Origin of the sequence: Amycolatopsis sp. NPDC051371 (genome assembly GCF_040682155.1) — a bacterium.
Taxonomy (GTDB): domain Bacteria; phylum Actinomycetota; class Actinomycetes; order Mycobacteriales; family Pseudonocardiaceae; genus Amycolatopsis.
In genome coordinates, this window is the sequence record NZ_JBFBAG010000004.1 from 329,610 (window position 1) to 346,038 (window position 16,429).

The following is a 16,429-nucleotide window of genomic DNA, read 5'->3' on the forward strand; positions in this document are numbered from 1 at the left end:
GCATGAGCAGAGCAGTGGCCTGGGAAGGGTTCTACAACACCAGAGACCTCGGCGGCCTGCCGACGCGAGCGGGCCGCACGACCCGCCACGGCGCCTTCTTCAGGGCGGCCGACCTCCGGTTCGTGACCGAGGCCGGTTGGGCCCAGGCGCGGCAGTCCGGCGTCCGGACCGTCATCGACCTGCGCAACGCCGACGAGATCCGGGCGACGGCGGACGCCCCGACGGCATTGGCCGGTTCGGCGCAGTTCGCCGCCGCGGCCGGCGTGTCCACGCCGGCGGACCTCGATCGTTTGGAGGTTCCTCTCGACGACATCGACGACGTCGAGTTCTGGCGATACGTCAACCGCGAGCGGCTGAACGGCAGCCCGCTCTACTACCGCGTCTTCCTCGAACGAAAGGCCGAGCGCTGCGCCGCCGTCATCGGAGCGATCGCCCGGTCCGCCCCCGGCGGCGTCCTGTTCCACTGCGGCGCCGGGCGAGACCGGACCGGTCTGGTCGCGCTCCTGCTGCTGGCGCTGGCCGACGTCGGCCCCGATGCCGTCGCCGCGGACTACGACCTGTCCGCCGATTCCCTGAAAGCGCTGTACGCCGCGATGGGCACCGAGGACCAAGGACCGGTCATCGCGGCTCTCCTCGCGGCGCGGGGCACGACGACCGCGGCTGCCGTCCGGGACACGCTCGAAGGATTCGACGTCGAGCGGTACCTCCTCGGGGCGGGGGTCGCCCGCGAGGACCTCGACGACATCCGGCGCCGGCTGACGATCCGGGACTAGGCTGGAATCGACTACCCGTGAAGGAGAACATCGATGCGTATCGTCCATTTCGGACACGCCTGCCTGTTGCTGGAGACCGGCTCCGAGCGGATCCTGATCGATCCCGGCGCGTTCTCCACCGGGTTCGAGGGTGAGCGGGAGCTGTCCGCCGTGCTGGTCACGCACCAGCACTTCGACCACCTGGACGTCGACCGGCTGCCGAAGATCCTCGAAGCCAACCCGGACGCGAAGCTGATCGTCGACCCCGGGTCGGCTCCCGAGGTCGAGAAGCTGGGGCTGCCGTTCGACATCGCCAATGTGGGTGATGCGTTCGCCGTCGGGGACACCTCGATCAAGGCCGTCGGCGGGGAGCACGCCCTCATCCACTCGGACATCCCCGTGATCCCGAACATCGGCTACGTCTTCGACGACGGCGCGTTCTTCCACCCGGGCGACTCGTTCTTCGTGCCCGAGCAGAAGATCGACGTGCTGGGCCTGCCGACCGGCGCGCCGTGGCTCAAGGCCGGCGAGGCGGTCGACTACCTGCGGGCCGTGGCGCCGCGAGTCGCCGTGCCGATCCACGAGGCCGTACTGGCCAACCCGGCCATGCACTACGGCCTGTTCGGCAACCTCGCGCCCGAAGGCACCGAGGTCAAGGTGCTGGAGCGGGCCGAGCCCGCGAAGTTCTAGGCGGCGCGGCGTGCCGGTCAACCGACCGGCACGCCACACAGCTCGGCCGCGCCACGCCACAGGTCCTCCTCCCGCTTCTCGTCGTAGGACTCCGCCGACGATGGCACGACCCGGCCGCGGTCGAGGTACGCGCCGGATTCGGCCGGCCGGGCTGCTGTCATGGCCGCGGCCAGCTTGATACCCGCGGTCTGCGGGCTCGATGCGATGGGTGTCGCCCACAGCAACGGAAGCAGCCACCGGAAGCCGAAGCGCTGGATCGCGCCGGCGTCCCGGACGAGGCCCGTGCCGGGGACCAGCCCGGGGGTGTAGGCGTAGACGTCGATCTCGGGAAACGTCCGCGCGAGCGCGTGCACTAGGTACTGCACCCCGAGCTTGCTCGTCGAGTAGGCCCGGCGCCCCGCGGCCACGGTTTCGGCTTCAGGACCGGCGGCCGGCCGGGCGAGGCTTCGCGTGTCGGTCCACTGGGGCGCCGGGACGAGGCCCAGGTTGTGCCGGAAGTCGCCGAAGTGCGACTCGCTGCCGGTGACCACCACGCGCGCGCCCGGCTCGAACCGGTCGGCGAGCAGTCGGAGCAGCAGGTAGTTCGCCAGGACGTTGATCCCGAACGTGGCTTCGAACCCGTCAGCCGTCGTCTTCGCGGCCGACGCCATCTGGACACCAGCGTTGGCCAAGAATCCCGCCAGAGGTGGGATCTCCCGATCGTCAAGCAGCTTCCGCACAGCTTCGGCCGCCGCCCGCACCTCCGCCAGAGAGCCGAGGTCGCACGACACCGCTCGGACGTTCGCGTTGCCCGTGCGCGCGGCCAGCTCCCGCGCCAGCCGGTGCCCGGCCTCCTTTCCGCGAACGAAGACGAGCAGCAGCTGATCCGGCCGGTCTCGCAGCAACCGTTCCGCCGCGGCCCGGCCAAGCCCCCTGCTGGCGCCGGTCATGAGCAGCGTCTTCGTCGGTTCGGTCATCAGTCTTGCCCCTTCATCCGATCAGGTACTCGATTCGAACTGGTACTCAGTACCGTAGCGGACTCGATACCGGTTCCGCTACTGTGGGCTCATGGAACAACGCCCCTCGCTGCGGGAGCGCAAGCAGAAACAGGCTCGCGAACAGATCGTGGAGGCAGCCTTCGAGCTGTTCGCGGAGCGCGGCTTCACCGATGTCACGGTCACGGACATCGCCGAGCGCGCAGAGGTGGGGCGCACGACGTTCTTCCGGTATTTCGGCGACAAGCAGGAGGTGGTGTTTTCGGACGAGCAGCAACTGCTGGACCACTTGGCGGAGCGGCAGCGGGCGTTGCCGGGCGAGGCGCCCCAGAGCCTGCCGGCGGCATTGGAGCAGGTTCGCACCTTGGTGCTGGACGTGTGCGCGGAAGCCACGGCGGATGCCGCGCACTACGAGATGCACCAGCGGCTGCTGGAGGAGAATCCGGAGCTCAAGGACCGCAGTGCACGGAAGCTGCAACGGTTCGCCGAGCTGGGCGAAGCGATTCTGCTGGAGCGCGGCGCACCCCGGGAGGTCGCGGTACTGGCGGCGCAGATCGCCGTGGCCTGTTACCAAGCGGGCAGCCGGCTCGCCGGTTCCGACGCACCCGCGCTCGCGCCGGCGGTCGACGTGGCCTTCGGACGACTCGACGTGCTCCTCGACCCGAACCCTGCGCACTGATCCGGGAACGAGCTCGATCCCCGTCAGGGGCGGTGATTGACAACTACAGAGTGAAGCGACAGGTGGAGCGCGACTCAGGCAGCGACCGCGCGCAAGGAGCCGTAGGTGGCGCCGAACGCGCGGTTCTCCAGCGCCACGTCGACGGCGTCGAGCAGGGCCTGGCGGAGGCCGGGGCGGGTGAGGTCCGTGGCGTCGACCCCCAGCCGGACCAGCCCGCCCCGGCGGGCCGCGCGCGCCGCCGCCAGCACCAGGGCGAAGCAGCGTACCGTTTCCGTGCGGTGTGACTGGCTCGTGAACTCACTCACGCGCGCCCGGCGGATCTCGCCCGTGACGAGGTCGCGGACCGCGCCGAGGTCCGCGCACAGGCGGAACCCGTGCTCCGCCAGCGCCTGCAGCGTGCCCGCGGAGGCGATCCAGCGCGGCGGCGCGAAGCCGTCGACGGACAGCCCGGTGCTGTCCAGCGCGGCCTTGGCGGCGATCAGGCGCAGCCGCGCCTCGTGTGCCGGCAGCGTCGCGAACTCCGCCTTCTTGCCCAGGTAGACCGTGCGGTGCGTGGGCGTGACGGCGTGGTCGTACCCGTGCAGCAGCACGGAGTCTCCGGCACGGGCGCGCGTGCGCACCCACTCCGTCACCGGGCCTCCGCCGGTGCGAGCGGCGTACAGCACCGAGAGCGGGACCTTGCGGCGGTCGAGCTCGGCCGCGAGGTCGGCGCACCGGTGCAGCGTGCGCGGGGTGATTCCCGACAGCGAAACCAGCAAGCGAGCGTCCACGCCACCATTGGGACGCACGCGTCTGACGTCGCCGTGAACTGCGCAGGACGGGCGAGCGTCCGTTGCCGGAAGGGTCAGACGCCTTCGCGCAGCCGCTGCACGGCCACCGCGATCCGGCCCCGCAGGTCGGGGTCGGCGACCTGGCCGTCGGCGACGTCCGCGCGCGAGACCGGGATGCGCGCGCACGCGTCGTCGACGATCTTCGCGCCCGCGTACGCCAGGATCTTGCGCAGCGAGTCGTGCGCGTCGCGGCCACCCGTCGGCGCCGCGATCGAGGACGCGTTGATCCACGCCACCGGCTTGCCGTAGATCTCGCCGCCGCCGACCGTCCAGTCCAGGAGGTTCTTGAACGAGCCCGGCAGGCCGCCGGCGTACTCGGGCGTGCAGATCAGGATCGCGTCCGCTTCCGCGATCGCCGCCCGCAGCGTCGCGACCTCGGGGTGCAGCGGGTCGCGGTCGTCATCCGGGTTGAAGTGCGGCAGGTCGCCGAGGCCGGTGTACGTCTTGCTCGCGGTGAGGGTCGCGACGGTCCCCAGCACAGCCGCATTGCCCGAGCTGGCTCGCAGGCTGCCGCAGATCAGCAGGATCACGCGGCCAGTCTGCCAGGGAAAGCCCGGTGATGCGGCGGTACGCCTCGAGGTACCGGTCGCGCGTGGCGGTCACCACTTCCGGCGGCAACGGCGGCAGCGCGGACACGCAGTCCCAGCCGGAAGCCGGGTCGACCAGCCAGTCGCGCACGTGCTGCTTGTCGAACGACGGCCGGGGACGGCCGGGGCGGTGGCCGTCGGGGAGCCAGTAGCGCGCGGAATCCGGCGTCAGCAGCTCGTCCGCGAGCACGAGCCGGCCGTCCGCGCCGATGCCGAACTCGAACTTCGTGTCGGCCAGCAGCAGGCCCTGCTCCGCGGCCCGCGCGGCGCCCCGGCGGTACAGCTCGAGCGAGGCCTCGCGGACCTCCTCGGCGAGCGCCCGGCCGAGGATCGCCGCGAACGTGTCGAAGTCGATGTTCTCGTCGGGTTCGCCGGGACGGGCCTTGGTGGACGGCGTGAAGATCGGCTCCGGCAGCCGCGCCGACTCGGCCAGGCCGCGGGGCAGCTCGAGCCCGCACACCGAGCCGGAGCGGCGGTAGTCCGCGTACCCGCGGCCGGTGAGGTGGCCGCGGACGACGGCCTCCACCGGCAGCATGTCGAGCCGCTCGACGAGCAGCGCCCGGCCGCGGAAGGCCTTCGGGATGAGGGGCCCGTCGCAGGCCACCAGGTGGTTCGGGAGGACGTCGGCCAGCTCGCGGAACCAGAACACGCTCATCGCGGTGAGCACCCGGCCCTTGTCCGGGACGTCGGTGGGGAACACGCGCTCGAAGGCGGAAATGCGGTCGGAAGCGACGATGAGCAGGTGGTCGCCCATGACGTAGAGGTCACGGACCTTGCCGGTGGCGACGCGCTCGGGGGTGGGGAGGGGTGTCACGCGCTGAACTTTAACGGGCACCCTCCGCCACCATGGATGATGCTGGCATGGCCCTGTACGACTGGATCTCGGTGACGACCGACTACGGCCTGCGCGACGGCTTCGTGGCGGCGTGCCACGGCGTGATCGCGCGGCTGGCGCCCGCCGTGCGGGTGCTCGACGTCACCCACGAGGTACCACCCCAGGACGTCCGGCACGGGGCGATGGCGCTGGCCCAGACCGTGCCGTTCCTGCCGGAGGCGGTGCACGTCGCCGTCGTCGACCCGGGCGTCGGCACGGCCCGGCTCGGGGTGGTCGTCGTCGCCGGAAGCGGGCTGCTGGTCGGGCCGGACAACGGCGTCCTGCTGCCCGCCGCGCACGCGCTGGGCGGGGTCCGAGCCGCGTACGAGCTGGCCGAGCCGTCGCTGCGGCTGCCCGTGACGTCGGCGACGTTCCACGGCCGGGACGTCTTCGCGCCCGCGGCGGCGCACCTCGCGCTGGGTGTCGAGCCGGCGGAGTTCGGTGACCCGGTGTCCGACCTGGTCGAGCTGCCGGAGCCGTTCGTGGCGGCGTTCCCCGGGAAGCTGGTGTCGGAGGTGCTGACGGTCGACCACTTCGGCAACGTCCAGCTCGCCGCGACCCCGGCCGACCTGGAGCTCTCGGGGCTGTCCGGCGCGGTTTCCGTGCACAGCGAGCGGGTCGCGGTGACCACCGAGATCGGGCGCACCTTCGCCGACGTGCCCGCCGGCGCGAGCGTGCTCTACACCGACTCCGCGGGACGGCTCGCCGTCGCCGTCAACGGCGGTTCCGCCGCGGCCGTGCTGGGGCTCGGGCCCGCCCAGGAGTGCACGATCACCTCGTCGCCGACCGCCAGCTGACCCGGGCGCAGCACGGCGGCCTTCATCCCGAAGATCACTCCGCCGTCCGGGTGCCGGCGGTAGCTCGCGAGCGTGCGGATCGGCTCGGGGCCGGCCTTCTCGCCCGTCTCCTGGTCGACCATCGGCACCGTGCAGCGCACGCATTGCTTGGCGTAGCCGAACTTCGCGGTGCCCGCGGTCATGGCGCGGACTTCGTCCTCGGTGTGCGGCTCGACCCAGCCGGAGATGATGACGTTGGGGCGGAAGCGGTCCATCGGCACGGGTTCGCCGCCCTTGGACGCGATCCGTTCGTTCAGACCATCCAAAGAGGACTCAGATGCGACGAGCAGTGCATGCCCGTCGGCAAACGCGGCCGTGCCGGGCGTCTCGCCACCCGTGACGCGCTCGTGGTCCGGCGCGACGCCAATGAGTACGGACGGCAACCCGAGCAGGTCCGAGAACCACTGCGCGGCATCTTCGCCCTGGTGGATGCCGGTGCCGTGCCAGGAGAACGTCGAGCCCGGGTGCCGCGGGCCGTCGCGCCGGACGTCGACGCTCAGGTCTTCCATGCCCGGCGCGGCCAGCAGCAGCCGGTCTCCCAGCAGCTTCGGCCGGACCGCGGCCAGCGCCGGGTAGCGGCGCTGGCTGCGGAAGTCGCCGTCCCGCGCGACGACCTCGAAGACCCGGTCGTGCGCCAGCCCGGCCGGCCCGACCTCGGCGGCCGGCACCGCGGTGCCGGCACAGCCCTTGACCGGGTAGTACGTCAGCCGCGCGATCTTCGCCATTCCCGCAGGCTACCCGCGCGGTCGCCGCCCAAGCCTCCCGTTTTGCGCGCGGGTGTCAGAGCACCTGCGACAGGAATCGCTGCAGGCGGGGGCTCTGCGGCTCGTCGAAGATCTGCGCCGGCGGGCCCTGCTCCACGATGTGCCCCGCGTCCATGAACGCGACGTCGTCGGCGACACTCCGCGCGAAGCCCATCTCGTGCGTCACGACGATCAAGGTCAGTCCCCGCGAAGCCAGGCCCGCCATGAGGTTCAGCACACCCTTGACCAGCTCGGGGTCGAGCGCGCTGGTGGCCTCGTCGAAGAGCATCACCTCGGGGTCCATCGCCAGCGCCCGGGCTATCGCCACGCGCTGCTGCTGACCGCCCGAAAGCGCGCTCGGCCGGTACGGCGCCTTGTCCGCGAGACCGACGTCCGCCAGCCGGGCGCGGGCGATCGCCGACGCCTCCTCCTTGCTCAGCTTCTTCACGCTGCGCAGCGGCAGCACGATGTTGTCCAGCACGCTCCGGTGACCGAAGAGGTTGAAGTGCTGGAACACCATGCCGACGCGCTGGCGCAGCGCGTCCGGGTCCGACTTGATCACGGACTCGCCGTCGAGCAGGAGGTCGCCGGAGTCGGGTTCCTGCAGGCGGTTCACGCACCGCAGGAGCGTCGACTTGCCGGAGCCGGACGGCCCGATCACGCAGGTGGTCTTGCCGCTCTCGACCTTGAGGTCGATGCCGCGCAGGACTTCGAGCGTGCCGAAGCTGACGTGGATGTCGCGCAGCTCCACGCTGGACGAGCGCACCGCCGTCGTCACCACGTGCTCACCCTCCCCCCGGGACCGATCTCCACCGGGTCGCCGTCGTCCGGCTCGTCGGCGCGCACCTTGCGGCCGGTCCGGAGCTTCTTGTCGATGTAGTTCACCAGGTGCGTCAGCGGCACCGTGATCACCAGGAAGAACACCCCGGCGGCGACCAGCGGCGACAGGTTGCCGGTGTTCGCCGCGAGGTCCTGGCCGATCCGGAACAGCTCGCGCTGCCCGGACAGCAGCCCGAGCACGTAGACGAGGCTGGAGTCCTTGACCAGCGCGATGAACTGGTTCACCAGCGCCGGCAGCACCCGCCGGACGCCCTGCGGGATGATCACCAGCAGCATCGACTTCGTGTAGCTCATCCCGAGCGCGCGGCTGGCCTCCATCTGTCCTTTGTCGACACTCTGGATGCCGGACCGGAAGATCTCGCCGATGTAGGCCGCCGCGATCAGGGACAGCGCCAGGATGCCCATCGGGTACGGGTTCGTGCCGACGACGTCCCGCGCGAGCGTGCCGAGCCCCTGGCCGATCAGCAGGATCGTCAGGATGGCCGGCAGCCCGCGGAAGATGTCGGTGTAGACCCGCGCCGGCCAGCGCAGCCACCACTTGGTGGACAGGCCCATCACCGCCAGCACCATGCCGAGCACGGTGCCGATCAGCGCGGACGTCACCGACAGGATCAGCGTGTTGAGCAGGCCGGTCTTCGCCAGGTCGGGCAGCACCTGGGAGATGTAGTCCCAGTTCAGGAACGTGTTGACGAAGTCGTCCATTGTGGACTACTGCCCCGCCTTGAACTCGGCCGGCACGGGCGCGGTCGGCTCGAACTGGTCGTGCACCTTCACCCACGTGCCGTCCGCGATGACCTTCTTGAGGCCGTCGTTGATCTTGGCGATGAGGTCGGTGTTGCCCTTCTTGAACGCGAACCCGTGCGGGATGGTCGTGGTGATCGCCTTGGTGACCTTGAGCTTCGCGTCGGCGTTGTTCTTCGCGTAGTCCTCGGCGGTCGCCTGGTCGAACACCGCACCGTCGATCGCGCCGGTCTTGAGGGCGTTGAGCGCGGCCGCGTCGTTCGGGAAGCGGACGGCCTGCGCGGTCGGCGCGTTCGTGCCGAGCCAGCTGTCCGAGACCGTGCCCTGGACGACGCCGACCCGCTTGCCCGCCAGGGAGTTCTCGTCGGTGATGCCGGCGGTCTCCTTGGCTTCGATGCCGAGGGACTGGTAGTTGTACGGCGCGGAGAAGTCGACGGTCTTCTTGCGGGCGTCGGTCTGCGAGATCGCCGAGCTGCCGATGTCGAACGTGCCGTTGGCGACCTGGCCGAGCAGGGCCGAGAACTCCGTCGCGGCGAACTCGAGCTTCAGGCCTTCCTTGGCCGCGATGGCCTTCAGCAGCTCGTTGTCGAACCCGGTGTAGTTGCCGTTCTCCTGGTAGGCGTTCGGCTTCGAGTCGCTCAGCGTGCCGACGCGCAGGGTTTTGTCGCCACCGCTGTCCGACCCGCCGCACGCCGTGAGCGCGGCCAGCAAGGTCGCGGTGAGCGCTGTGACCAGTGTCTTCTTCATGCTTCTCCTCACCCCGGGACCCGAACGAAAGCAGCTTATGCCGGATGTCACGCGCTTGCGTTCTTCACGAGCAGACCGGGGCCGCCCTGCTGGAGTTCCTTCGACAGCGGTGTCGTCTTGTAGAACTGGCCGTAGATCCGCGCGACCGAGCCGTCCGCGATCGCCTTGGCGAGCCCGTCGTTGAGCTTGTTCAGCAGGTCGGGGTTGTTCTTGGCCACCGCGAACGCCGACGGCGTGTCCTTGTCCTCGACCGTGTAGCCGAGCTCCAGCGGGACCGCGGGGTTCTGGTCCAGGTACTTCTGGCCGATGTCCTGCGGGACGACCCAGCCGTCGAGCGTGCCGTTCTTCAGCTGCGCGAAACCCGCGTTGTAGTCCGGGAAGCGGACGACCTGGGCGCCGGCGGTCTTGCCCGCGAACTCGTCCTGCACCGAACCCTGGACGACGCCGAGCCGCTTGCCCGCGAACGCCGCCGGGTCCTTGAGGTTCGCGCCCTTCGCGGTGACGATCGTGGTGAAGCCGGTGTTGTAGCCGTTGGAGAACGCGACCGTCTTCTTGCGCGCCTCGGTGCTGGAGATCGTCGAGCTGCCGATGTCGAACTTGCCGGTCGCGACGCCGGCCAGCAGGCTGGAGAACTCGGTGCCGACGAACTCGACCTCGAAGCCTTCCCGCTTGGCGATGTCACGCAGCAGTTCGTTGTCGTAGCCGGTGAACCGGCCGTTCTCCAGGTAGATCGACGGCGGGGCGTCGCTGAGGGTCCCGACACGCAGAGTGGTCGACCCCGTGTCGGAGCCACCGCAGGCGGCGAGGGTCAACGTCAGCGCGCCCGCGGTGAGGACGGCGGCGATCTTGGACAGCGTGGATCTCATCGCTTCTTCCATGGTGAGGACTAGCGCTCCGTGGTCAGCGATCGAGATTAGGGATTTCGCCCGTTCGTGTGGATTCGTTCCACTTCGTGGACAGGTGCGTCAGCTCACAGGATCGGTTGCGGTGCATAGCCCGCGGCCGCCGGGAACCGCTCGAGCACCCTCGCCACGCGCTCGGCCACCTGCTCGACCTGGCGGCCGGCCGTGCCGGTGAACGAGATGCGGTCGGCGAGCAGCTTGTCCAGCTCACCGCGGTCAAGCGGGATGCGCTCGTCGGCGGCGAAGCGGTCGAGGAGGTCGTTCTCGGCGCGGCCTTCCCGCATCTCCAGCGCGACGGCGACGGAGTGCTCCTTGATCGCCTCGTGGGCCGTCTCACGTCCGACACCCGCGCGGACCGACGCCATGAGCACCTTCGTCGTGGTGAGGAACGGCAGGTAGCGATCAAGCTCACGCTCGATGACCGCCGGGAAGGCACCGAACTCGGCGAGGACCGTGAGGAAGGTCTCCAGCAGGCCGTCGAGCGCGAAGAACGCGTCCGGCAGCGCGACGCGGCGGACGACCGAGTCGGAGACGTCGCCCTCGTTCCACTGGTCGCCGGCCAGCTCGCCGATCATGGAGAGGTAGCCGCGGAGCACGACGGCGAGGCCGTTCACACGCTCGCACGAGCGGGTGTTCATCTTGTGCGGCATGGCGGACGAGCCGACCTGGCCGGGCCTGAAGCCCTCGGTGACCAGCTCGAGCCCGGCCATCAGCCGGATCGTCTTGGCCAGGCTGGACGGCGCCGCCGCGAGCTGGACCACAGTGGACAAGACGTCGAAGTCGAGCGAGCGCGGGTAGACCTGGCCGACGCTGACGAACCGCTGGTTGAAGCCGAGGTGCTGCATGACGCGGTCTTCGAGCTGGTCCAAAGTGGACTCGTCGCCGAGCAGGTCGAGCATGTCCTGCGCGGTGCCGACCGGGCCCTTGATGCCGCGCAGCGGGTAGCGCACGATGAGATTGTCGAGCCGTTCGAAGGCGACCAGCAGCTCGTCGGCCGCGGTGGCGAACCGCTTGCCGAGGGTGGTGGCCTGCGCGGCGACGTTGTGCGAGCGGCCGGCCATGACGGTGTCGGCGTGCTCGACGGCCAGGGCGGCCAGCCGCGCCAGCACCGCGGCGACGCGGGTGCGCACGAGCTCCAGCGAGCGGAGCAGCTGCAGCTGCTCGACGTTCTCGGTGAGGTCGCGCGAGGTCATGCCCTTGTGGATGTGCTCCTGGCCGGCGAGGTCGCTGAACTCCTCGATGCGGGCCTTGACGTCGTGGCGGGTGACGCGCTCCCGGGCCGCGATCGACTCGAGGTCGACCTGGTCGATGACGCGCTCGTAGTCCTCGACGACGCCGTCGGGCACCTCGACGCCGAGGTCCTTCTGCGCCTTGAGGACGGCGAGCCAGAGCTGCCGCTCCAGGACGACCTTCTGCTCCGGCGACCAGAGCGAGACCAGCTCCGCCGAGGCGTAGCGGGCGGCGAGCACGTTCGGAATGCGGGGCTTGTCCGTCACGCCCTCACGATACCTGTGCAGGTCAGGGACATCGAAGCGCCCGGGTCCAGCGTGGTCAGCGGGCCGAGCACCTCCAGCTCGACGATCCGCGCCGGCGGGTCCAGATCGCCCAGCTCCGCCAGCGGCGACGGCAGCGGGTGCTCCAGCCAGATCTCCAGCGGCGATCCCTCGTCCGGGTACTCGCCCGCGGGGTCTACGTCGAAGCTCAACGTCAACGCGCCATAGGTCACCCAGCCCGACGAGCCCGGCACGCCCAGCTTGCCGACGACGTCCTGGGCGGGCACGACCAGCCGGTCACCGTCCACTGTGTACTCCGGCGTTCCGGTGCCCGCGACCAGCGCGACCACGTCGGGCCGGCGGAGCCCCGCGGTGACCGGACCACCGCCGGGGAGCTGGGTCACGTTCCACAACGCCCAGCGCACCTGCCGCTCGGACACGTTCTCCGCGCGCAGGTCAAGCCGGTAGCCGTCGTCGAGGATCGTGAACGCGCGGGTCAGCCGCAGGCCGGTCCGCGGGTCCGGGGCGCTGGTCATGGTCACCGTGTCCCCGTCGGCGGTCACGGCGTACGGCCCGGAGTCGAGGATCGGGTCGGGCGGCCCGGGCCACTGGTCCGGGCCGTCCCAGCCCTGTGGCGCGGGCCACGTCTTGTCGCCGCCGTAGTTGACCCAGTCGCCCATCCGCCCGGAGTTCGGCGTGTAGTCGCTGTGCAGGTCGCCGTCGACCAGATCGGCGTTGCGCCACAACAGTTCGACGCCGCGGTGCCGCAAAGACAGCAGCCGGCCGCCGAGCTCCGGGACCAGGCCGAGCCGCAGGTCGCCGCGCTCGAGCCAGGTCACCATTCGGCGAGGCCGCCGTCGTCGTGGCGCCACACCGGCGAGCGCCAGGTGTGGCCGACCTCGTCGGCGCGCCGGACGGCCGCTTCATCGACCTCGATGCCGAGCCCGGGCCCGAGCGGGCGGGCCGCGTAGCCGTCCCGGAAGGCGAAGACCGACGGATCCGTGAGGTACGCGTGCTCGTGACCTTCGTGGTAGTGCATGCCGATGCTCTGTTCCTGGATCAGGAAGTTCGGCGTCGCGAAGGCGACCTGCATGGACGCGGCCAGTGAGATCGGCCCGAGCGGACAGTGCGGTGCCAGCGACGCGCCGTACATCTCGGCGAGCGCACCGATCCGCCGCAGCTCGGAGATGCCGCCGGCGTGCGACGGGTCGGGCTGGACCACCGCGACACCCGCGTCGAGCACCGGCTTGAACTCCCAGCGCGAGTAGAGCCGCTCGCCGACCGCGATCGGCACGGTCGACGCCTCGACGATCGAGCGCAGCGCGTCACCCTGGGTCTCCGGCAGGACCGGCTCCTCGACGAACATCGGCTGGACGTCTTCGAGCAGCCTGACCAGGCGACGCGCCATCGCCGGCGAGACGCGGCCGTGGAAGTCGATGGCGAGGTCGCGGTGCGGGCCCAGGACCTCCCGCGCTTCCCACGCACGCGCCACCGCGGCGTCGGCCGCCGCGGGCGACGCGATCGCCGTCAGTGGGCCGGCGACGTTCATCTTCACCGCCGTGAACCCCGCCTCGACCTGCGCGGACACGGCTTCGCGGATGCCGGTCGGCCGGTCGCCGCCGACCCAGCTGTACACCCGGACGCGGTCGCGGACCGGGCCGCCGAGCAGCTCGTGCACCGGCGCGTTGCGGACCTTGCCGGCGATGTCCCACAGCGCGTGGTCGAAGCCGGCCAGCGCGCTCGAAAGCACAGGGCCGCCGCGGTAGAACCCGCCGCGGCGCAGCACCTGCCAGTGGTCCTCGATGCGCAGCGGGTCCTGGCCGATCAGCAGCTCGGACAGCTCGTGCACGGCCGCGCGCACGGTCTCCGCGCGGCCCTCGACCACGGGCTCGCCCCAGCCGCTGATGCCCTCGTCCGTGCTGACCTTGAGGAACAGCCAGCGCGGCGCGACCAGAAACGTTTCAACCCCGGTGATCTTCACCCGTGTCCCCCATCTACGCGGAATCCTTGGCGGCGGACCAGCCGCCGTCGACGGTCAACTCGGCTCCGGTGACGAACGACGCGGCGTCCGAGAGCAGGAACGCGATCACGTCCGCCACCTCCTCCGGCTTCCCGAGCCGGCCGGCCGGGGTCGCCTGGGCGCTGCGTTCGCGGTCCGCGGGCGAGATGCGGTTCCAGGCCTCGGTGAGCACCGGCCCCGGCAGCACGGAGTTGACCCGCACGGACGGTGCATATTCCACGGCCAGCTGCCGGGCGAGCGCGACCAGCGCGCCCTTGGTCGCGGCGTACGCGGGGTGGCCCGGCAGGCCGAAGTGCGCGTGCACCGACGAAACCAGCACGACCGCGCCGCCCCGGGTCCGCAGCGACGGCAGGCAGGCCTTCAAGGCGAGGAACGTGCCGGTCAGGTTGACGTCGAGCTGGCGTTCCCACGCGGCGCGGTCGAGATCGTGCAGCGGCCCGGTGCTCGGCACGTAGGCGTTGCTGACCAGGGCGTCCACCTCACCGATGCCCGCCCAGGTCGCCTCGTCAGTGACCGAGCCCCGGATCGGGACGACGCCCTCGGGGAGTTCGGCGATGTCCACGCCCAGCACGCGGTAGCCGTCGTCGAGCAGCTTCCGGGCCGTCGCCAGCCCGATCCCGGACGCCGCTCCGGTCACCACCGCGGTACGCGCAGACATCGCCTCTCCCTGACTCACAACTTCGCTACGTGGACATGGTCGTCCGGCCCGCGGGCGGCGAACCACAGCGACGCGCCGTCGGACGCGGCTCCGAGGGTTCCCACGATGCTCCCGCTCGGGTACTCCGGCCGCTTGAACCAGCCCGCCCAGGAGCCCGACCACTCGTTGGCCCACAGCGAGTAGTCGCTCGCGGACGCGGTGAGCGCGACCTTCGCGCCGGCCGCGACCAGGGTCGGGCTGCTGCTGACCGTGCCGCCGATGCCCGTCCAGTCCGACCAGGTGCCGCCGGTCTTCGTGCGGGTCCAGACACTGTCGTCGGCCGTGCGGACCGCGACGACCGTGCCGCTGGTCGAGGTCGCCGCGCCGGGCCGGCCGTAGATCGGCTTGCCACCGGGCGCACCGAGACCGGACCACTGACCGGCACTGGTCCGCTGCCAGACCTGGCCGTCGGCGCCGCGGACGAAGACCGTGCCGTCGCCGGTCACGGACGGCGAATCGGTCAGCGTCCCGCCGAGCCGCTTCCAGTCGCCCCACTTCTTCGTGTAACTGCGCTGGTAGAGAGCGTTGTCGAGGCCACGGACGTAGACGTCGATCTTCCCGTCAGCGGCGACCGCGGCCGGCTGGCCGAGGAACTTACCGCCGACCTGGCGCGGCCCGTCGAGGCCCTTGACCTGCAGAGAGCCACCCTGGTCGCGGAAGAACGTCACGGTCTTGCCGCCGGTGCGGACGATCGCCGGACTGGCGGACGCGGTGCCGCCGAGGTCGTCACCCGGGACGAGGTCGGTGCCGTGCAGGCGGAGGAACGCGGTGCCGTGCGCGGGGATCGTGACCGTGTACGAGCCGGTCGCGCTGCCGCGGTCGGCGCGGGCGCGGAGGTCCCGAATGGACACTCGCCCCTTCAGCCCGGCGTCGGCCAGGTTCAGCGTCATCTGCGTCGGCGCGTCACCGCGGTTGAGCAGGACCACCGCACGGTTGCCGTCCCGGTCGAGGACCTTGCTGTAGGTGTCGGTGCTGCCGTTCGTCGCGACGCGGACGCCCTGGATGCCGAGGCGGTCCTGGTTGACGCCCACGATCTCCGGGTTCTTCAGCGTGCTGATCATCGACGCGGGCAGCGTGCGCGGGTCGGAGCCGAGGATCAGCGGGGAAGCCATCTCCGCCCACATGACGAACTGGGTGGTCGACTCCTCCTCGTTCAGCTCGTAGGTGCCCTGCTCGGTCTTGCGCATCGGGATCAGGTAGTCGGGGTCGTTGTAGTGCCCCGGCCCGTTCGCCTCGGGGTGCGCGGCGTTGGCGTCCATGTTGCGCAGGACGTCGGTCCAGATGCCCTCGTACGGCGTGCCGAACGCGATGTCCGTGCTGGTGCGCCAGGAGTCCGCGACGAGCGGGCCGTAGCTGTAGGCGATGCCGGCGACCTGGTCGGGCCCGTGCGGAGTGCCCCACTCGTCGGTGACCGGGTTGCAGACGTTCAGCACCATCGGACGGCCCGCCTTGGCGAGGGCCTGGCTGAACTGCGTGAACGCCTCGGCGGGCTTGAGGTTCTGGGCGATGCCGCAGAGGAAGTCGACCTTGACGGCGTCGAACTTCCAGTTCGCGAACCGCTTGGTGTCCTGCTCGTAGTAGCCGCCGGAACCGGCGGCGCAGTTCTTGCCGTCGGAGGCGCCCGCGTCGGTGTAGATGCCGGCCTTGAGGCCCTTGCCGTGCAGGTAGTTGACCAAAGTGGACAGTCCACTCGGGAACTTCGCGCCGTCCTCGTGGAGGTTGCCCTGCGCGTCGCGCGGGTCCGGGGCGGTCCAGCCGCCGTCGATCCAGACGTAGCGGTAGCCGGCGTCACGCAGGCCACTGGAGACGAGGAAGTCCGCGACGGACTTGACCGACGCCTCGCTGGGCGCGCCGAGGCCGTAGTAGGTGTTCCAGCCCATGTACGGGGTCTTCGCGACCCCGCTGTCGTAGTAGTCGGGAGCGCCTTGGTCCACGGCCGGGGTTGCTTGTGCTGGGATCGCGACCGCGGTGAGCGCGGTTGCGGCCGCGGCTACGACCGCCAGGGATCTCTTCAGGAGCATGTT

The 16,429-nt window shown here is 70.8% G+C and carries 18 protein-coding genes; 4 read left to right on the forward strand and 14 right to left on the reverse strand.

Annotation, left to right across the window (positions count from 1 at the left end):
* The first annotated feature begins 2 nt into the window (after nucleotides 1-2).
* Entirely contained in the window at nucleotides 3-773 is a 771-nt protein-coding gene (locus AB0M59_RS08100; protein WP_364610555.1) for a tyrosine-protein phosphatase, read from the forward strand.
* Nucleotides 774-806: 33 nt separating this feature from the next.
* On the forward strand, nucleotides 807-1,442 hold the full coding sequence (locus AB0M59_RS08105; protein ID WP_364610558.1) for an MBL fold metallo-hydrolase: 636 nt from the start codon (nucleotides 807-809) through the stop codon (nucleotides 1,440-1,442).
* A gap of 17 nt (nucleotides 1,443-1,459) precedes the next feature.
* On the opposite strand, the gene AB0M59_RS08110 is transcribed toward AB0M59_RS08105, so the two are convergent.
* Nucleotides 1,460-2,398, reverse strand: coding sequence for an SDR family NAD(P)-dependent oxidoreductase (locus AB0M59_RS08110; protein WP_364610561.1), 939 nt, complete (start codon nucleotides 2,396-2,398; stop codon nucleotides 1,460-1,462).
* Nucleotides 2,399-2,489: 91 nt separating this feature from the next.
* Between AB0M59_RS08110 and AB0M59_RS08115 the strand changes: the two genes are divergently transcribed.
* Nucleotides 2,490-3,095: a TetR family transcriptional regulator gene (locus tag AB0M59_RS08115; RefSeq protein ID WP_364610564.1), complete on the forward strand. Its 606-nt coding sequence runs from the start codon at nucleotides 2,490-2,492 to the stop codon at nucleotides 3,093-3,095.
* Between the two features lie 74 nt (nucleotides 3,096-3,169).
* Here the strand turns inward: AB0M59_RS08115 and AB0M59_RS08120 are convergent, their stop codons facing one another.
* The 3 genes from AB0M59_RS08120 to AB0M59_RS08130 all read right to left on the reverse strand — a co-directional run bounded on the left by AB0M59_RS08120 (nucleotide 3,170) and on the right by AB0M59_RS08130 (nucleotide 5,326).
* Nucleotides 3,170-3,865: a DUF2334 domain-containing protein gene (locus AB0M59_RS08120; protein ID WP_364610567.1), complete on the reverse strand. Its 696-nt coding sequence runs from the start codon at nucleotides 3,863-3,865 to the stop codon at nucleotides 3,170-3,172.
* Nucleotides 3,866-3,939: 74 nt separating this feature from the next.
* Complete coding sequence (locus tag AB0M59_RS08125) at nucleotides 3,940-4,404, reverse strand: NADPH-dependent FMN reductase (protein ID WP_364610570.1); 465 nt, start codon at nucleotides 4,402-4,404, stop codon at nucleotides 3,940-3,942.
* A complete protein-coding gene (locus AB0M59_RS08130; RefSeq protein ID WP_364610573.1) occupies nucleotides 4,325-5,326 on the reverse strand; it encodes a phosphoribosylaminoimidazolesuccinocarboxamide synthase in 1,002 nt (333 codons plus the stop codon). Before AB0M59_RS08130 ends, AB0M59_RS08125 begins: the two co-directional genes overlap by 80 nt.
* Before the next feature lie 47 nt (nucleotides 5,327-5,373).
* Between AB0M59_RS08130 and AB0M59_RS08135 the strand changes: the two genes are divergently transcribed.
* Complete coding sequence (locus tag AB0M59_RS08135) at nucleotides 5,374-6,183, forward strand: SAM-dependent chlorinase/fluorinase (protein ID WP_364610576.1); 810 nt, start codon at nucleotides 5,374-5,376, stop codon at nucleotides 6,181-6,183.
* Here the strand turns inward: AB0M59_RS08135 and AB0M59_RS08140 are convergent.
* The 10 genes from AB0M59_RS08140 to AB0M59_RS08185 form a co-directional block, all read right to left on the reverse strand.
* Complete coding sequence (locus AB0M59_RS08140) at nucleotides 6,066-6,947, reverse strand: MOSC N-terminal beta barrel domain-containing protein (protein ID WP_364610579.1); 882 nt, start codon at nucleotides 6,945-6,947, stop codon at nucleotides 6,066-6,068. The genes AB0M59_RS08135 and AB0M59_RS08140 overlap by 118 nt on opposite strands.
* A gap of 55 nt (nucleotides 6,948-7,002) precedes the next feature.
* A complete protein-coding gene (locus AB0M59_RS08145) occupies nucleotides 7,003-7,743 on the reverse strand; it encodes an amino acid ABC transporter ATP-binding protein (RefSeq protein WP_364610731.1) in 741 nt (246 codons plus the stop codon).
* A complete protein-coding gene (locus AB0M59_RS08150; RefSeq protein WP_364610582.1) occupies nucleotides 7,740-8,507 on the reverse strand; it encodes an amino acid ABC transporter permease in 768 nt (255 codons plus the stop codon). Before AB0M59_RS08150 ends, AB0M59_RS08145 begins: the two co-directional genes overlap by 4 nt.
* Before the next feature lie 6 nt (nucleotides 8,508-8,513).
* Nucleotides 8,514-9,293, reverse strand: coding sequence for an ABC transporter substrate-binding protein (locus tag AB0M59_RS08155; RefSeq protein ID WP_364610585.1), 780 nt, complete (start codon nucleotides 9,291-9,293; stop codon nucleotides 8,514-8,516).
* A gap of 47 nt (nucleotides 9,294-9,340) precedes the next feature.
* The gene (locus tag AB0M59_RS08160; protein WP_364610588.1) at nucleotides 9,341-10,159 is read right to left on the reverse strand and encodes an ABC transporter substrate-binding protein; all 819 of its coding nucleotides are present in this window, start codon (nucleotides 10,157-10,159) and stop codon (nucleotides 9,341-9,343) included.
* A 104-nt stretch (nucleotides 10,160-10,263) separates the two neighbouring features.
* Entirely contained in the window at nucleotides 10,264-11,691 is a 1,428-nt protein-coding gene (gene purB / locus AB0M59_RS08165) for an adenylosuccinate lyase (RefSeq protein WP_364610591.1), read from the reverse strand.
* Complete coding sequence (locus tag AB0M59_RS08170; RefSeq protein WP_364610594.1) at nucleotides 11,688-12,530, reverse strand: DUF4380 domain-containing protein; 843 nt, start codon at nucleotides 12,528-12,530, stop codon at nucleotides 11,688-11,690. Before AB0M59_RS08170 ends, purB begins: the two co-directional genes overlap by 4 nt.
* A complete protein-coding gene (gene dgoD, locus AB0M59_RS08175; RefSeq protein ID WP_364610597.1) occupies nucleotides 12,524-13,669 on the reverse strand; it encodes a galactonate dehydratase in 1,146 nt (381 codons plus the stop codon). The genes AB0M59_RS08170 and dgoD overlap by 7 nt, the downstream gene beginning before the upstream one ends.
* Nucleotides 13,670-13,682: 13 nt before the next feature.
* Nucleotides 13,683-14,366, reverse strand: a complete 684-nt coding sequence (locus AB0M59_RS08180) for an SDR family oxidoreductase (RefSeq protein WP_364610600.1) — start codon at nucleotides 14,364-14,366, stop codon at nucleotides 13,683-13,685.
* Between the two features lie 14 nt (nucleotides 14,367-14,380).
* Complete coding sequence (locus AB0M59_RS08185; protein WP_364610603.1) at nucleotides 14,381-16,426, reverse strand: hypothetical protein; 2,046 nt, start codon at nucleotides 16,424-16,426, stop codon at nucleotides 14,381-14,383.
* Nucleotides 16,427-16,429: the final 3 nt, after the last annotated feature.

Coding starts and splice junctions, on each gene's coding strand:
- AB0M59_RS08100 (WP_364610555.1), top strand. CDS start 3: ATGAGCAGAGCAGTGGCCTGGGAAGGGTTCTACAACACCAGAGACCTC.
- AB0M59_RS08105 (WP_364610558.1), top strand. CDS start 807: ATGCGTATCGTCCATTTCGGACACGCCTGCCTGTTGCTGGAGACCGGC.
- AB0M59_RS08110 (WP_364610561.1), bottom strand. CDS start 2,398: ATGACCGAACCGACGAAGACGCTGCTCATGACCGGCGCCAGCAGGGGG.
- AB0M59_RS08115 (WP_364610564.1), top strand. CDS start 2,490: ATGGAACAACGCCCCTCGCTGCGGGAGCGCAAGCAGAAACAGGCTCGC.
- AB0M59_RS08135 (WP_364610576.1), top strand. CDS start 5,374: ATGGCCCTGTACGACTGGATCTCGGTGACGACCGACTACGGCCTGCGC.
- AB0M59_RS08140 (WP_364610579.1), bottom strand. CDS start 6,947: ATGGCGAAGATCGCGCGGCTGACGTACTACCCGGTCAAGGGCTGTGCC.
- AB0M59_RS08150 (WP_364610582.1), bottom strand. CDS start 8,507: ATGGACGACTTCGTCAACACGTTCCTGAACTGGGACTACATCTCCCAG.
- AB0M59_RS08155 (WP_364610585.1), bottom strand. CDS start 9,293: ATGAAGAAGACACTGGTCACAGCGCTCACCGCGACCTTGCTGGCCGCG.
- AB0M59_RS08160 (WP_364610588.1), bottom strand. CDS start 10,159: ATGAGATCCACGCTGTCCAAGATCGCCGCCGTCCTCACCGCGGGCGCG.
- AB0M59_RS08170 (WP_364610594.1), bottom strand. CDS start 12,530: ATGGTGACCTGGCTCGAGCGCGGCGACCTGCGGCTCGGCCTGGTCCCG.
- AB0M59_RS08180 (WP_364610600.1), bottom strand. CDS start 14,366: ATGTCTGCGCGTACCGCGGTGGTGACCGGAGCGGCGTCCGGGATCGGG.
- AB0M59_RS08185 (WP_364610603.1), bottom strand. CDS start 16,426: ATGCTCCTGAAGAGATCCCTGGCGGTCGTAGCCGCGGCCGCAACCGCG.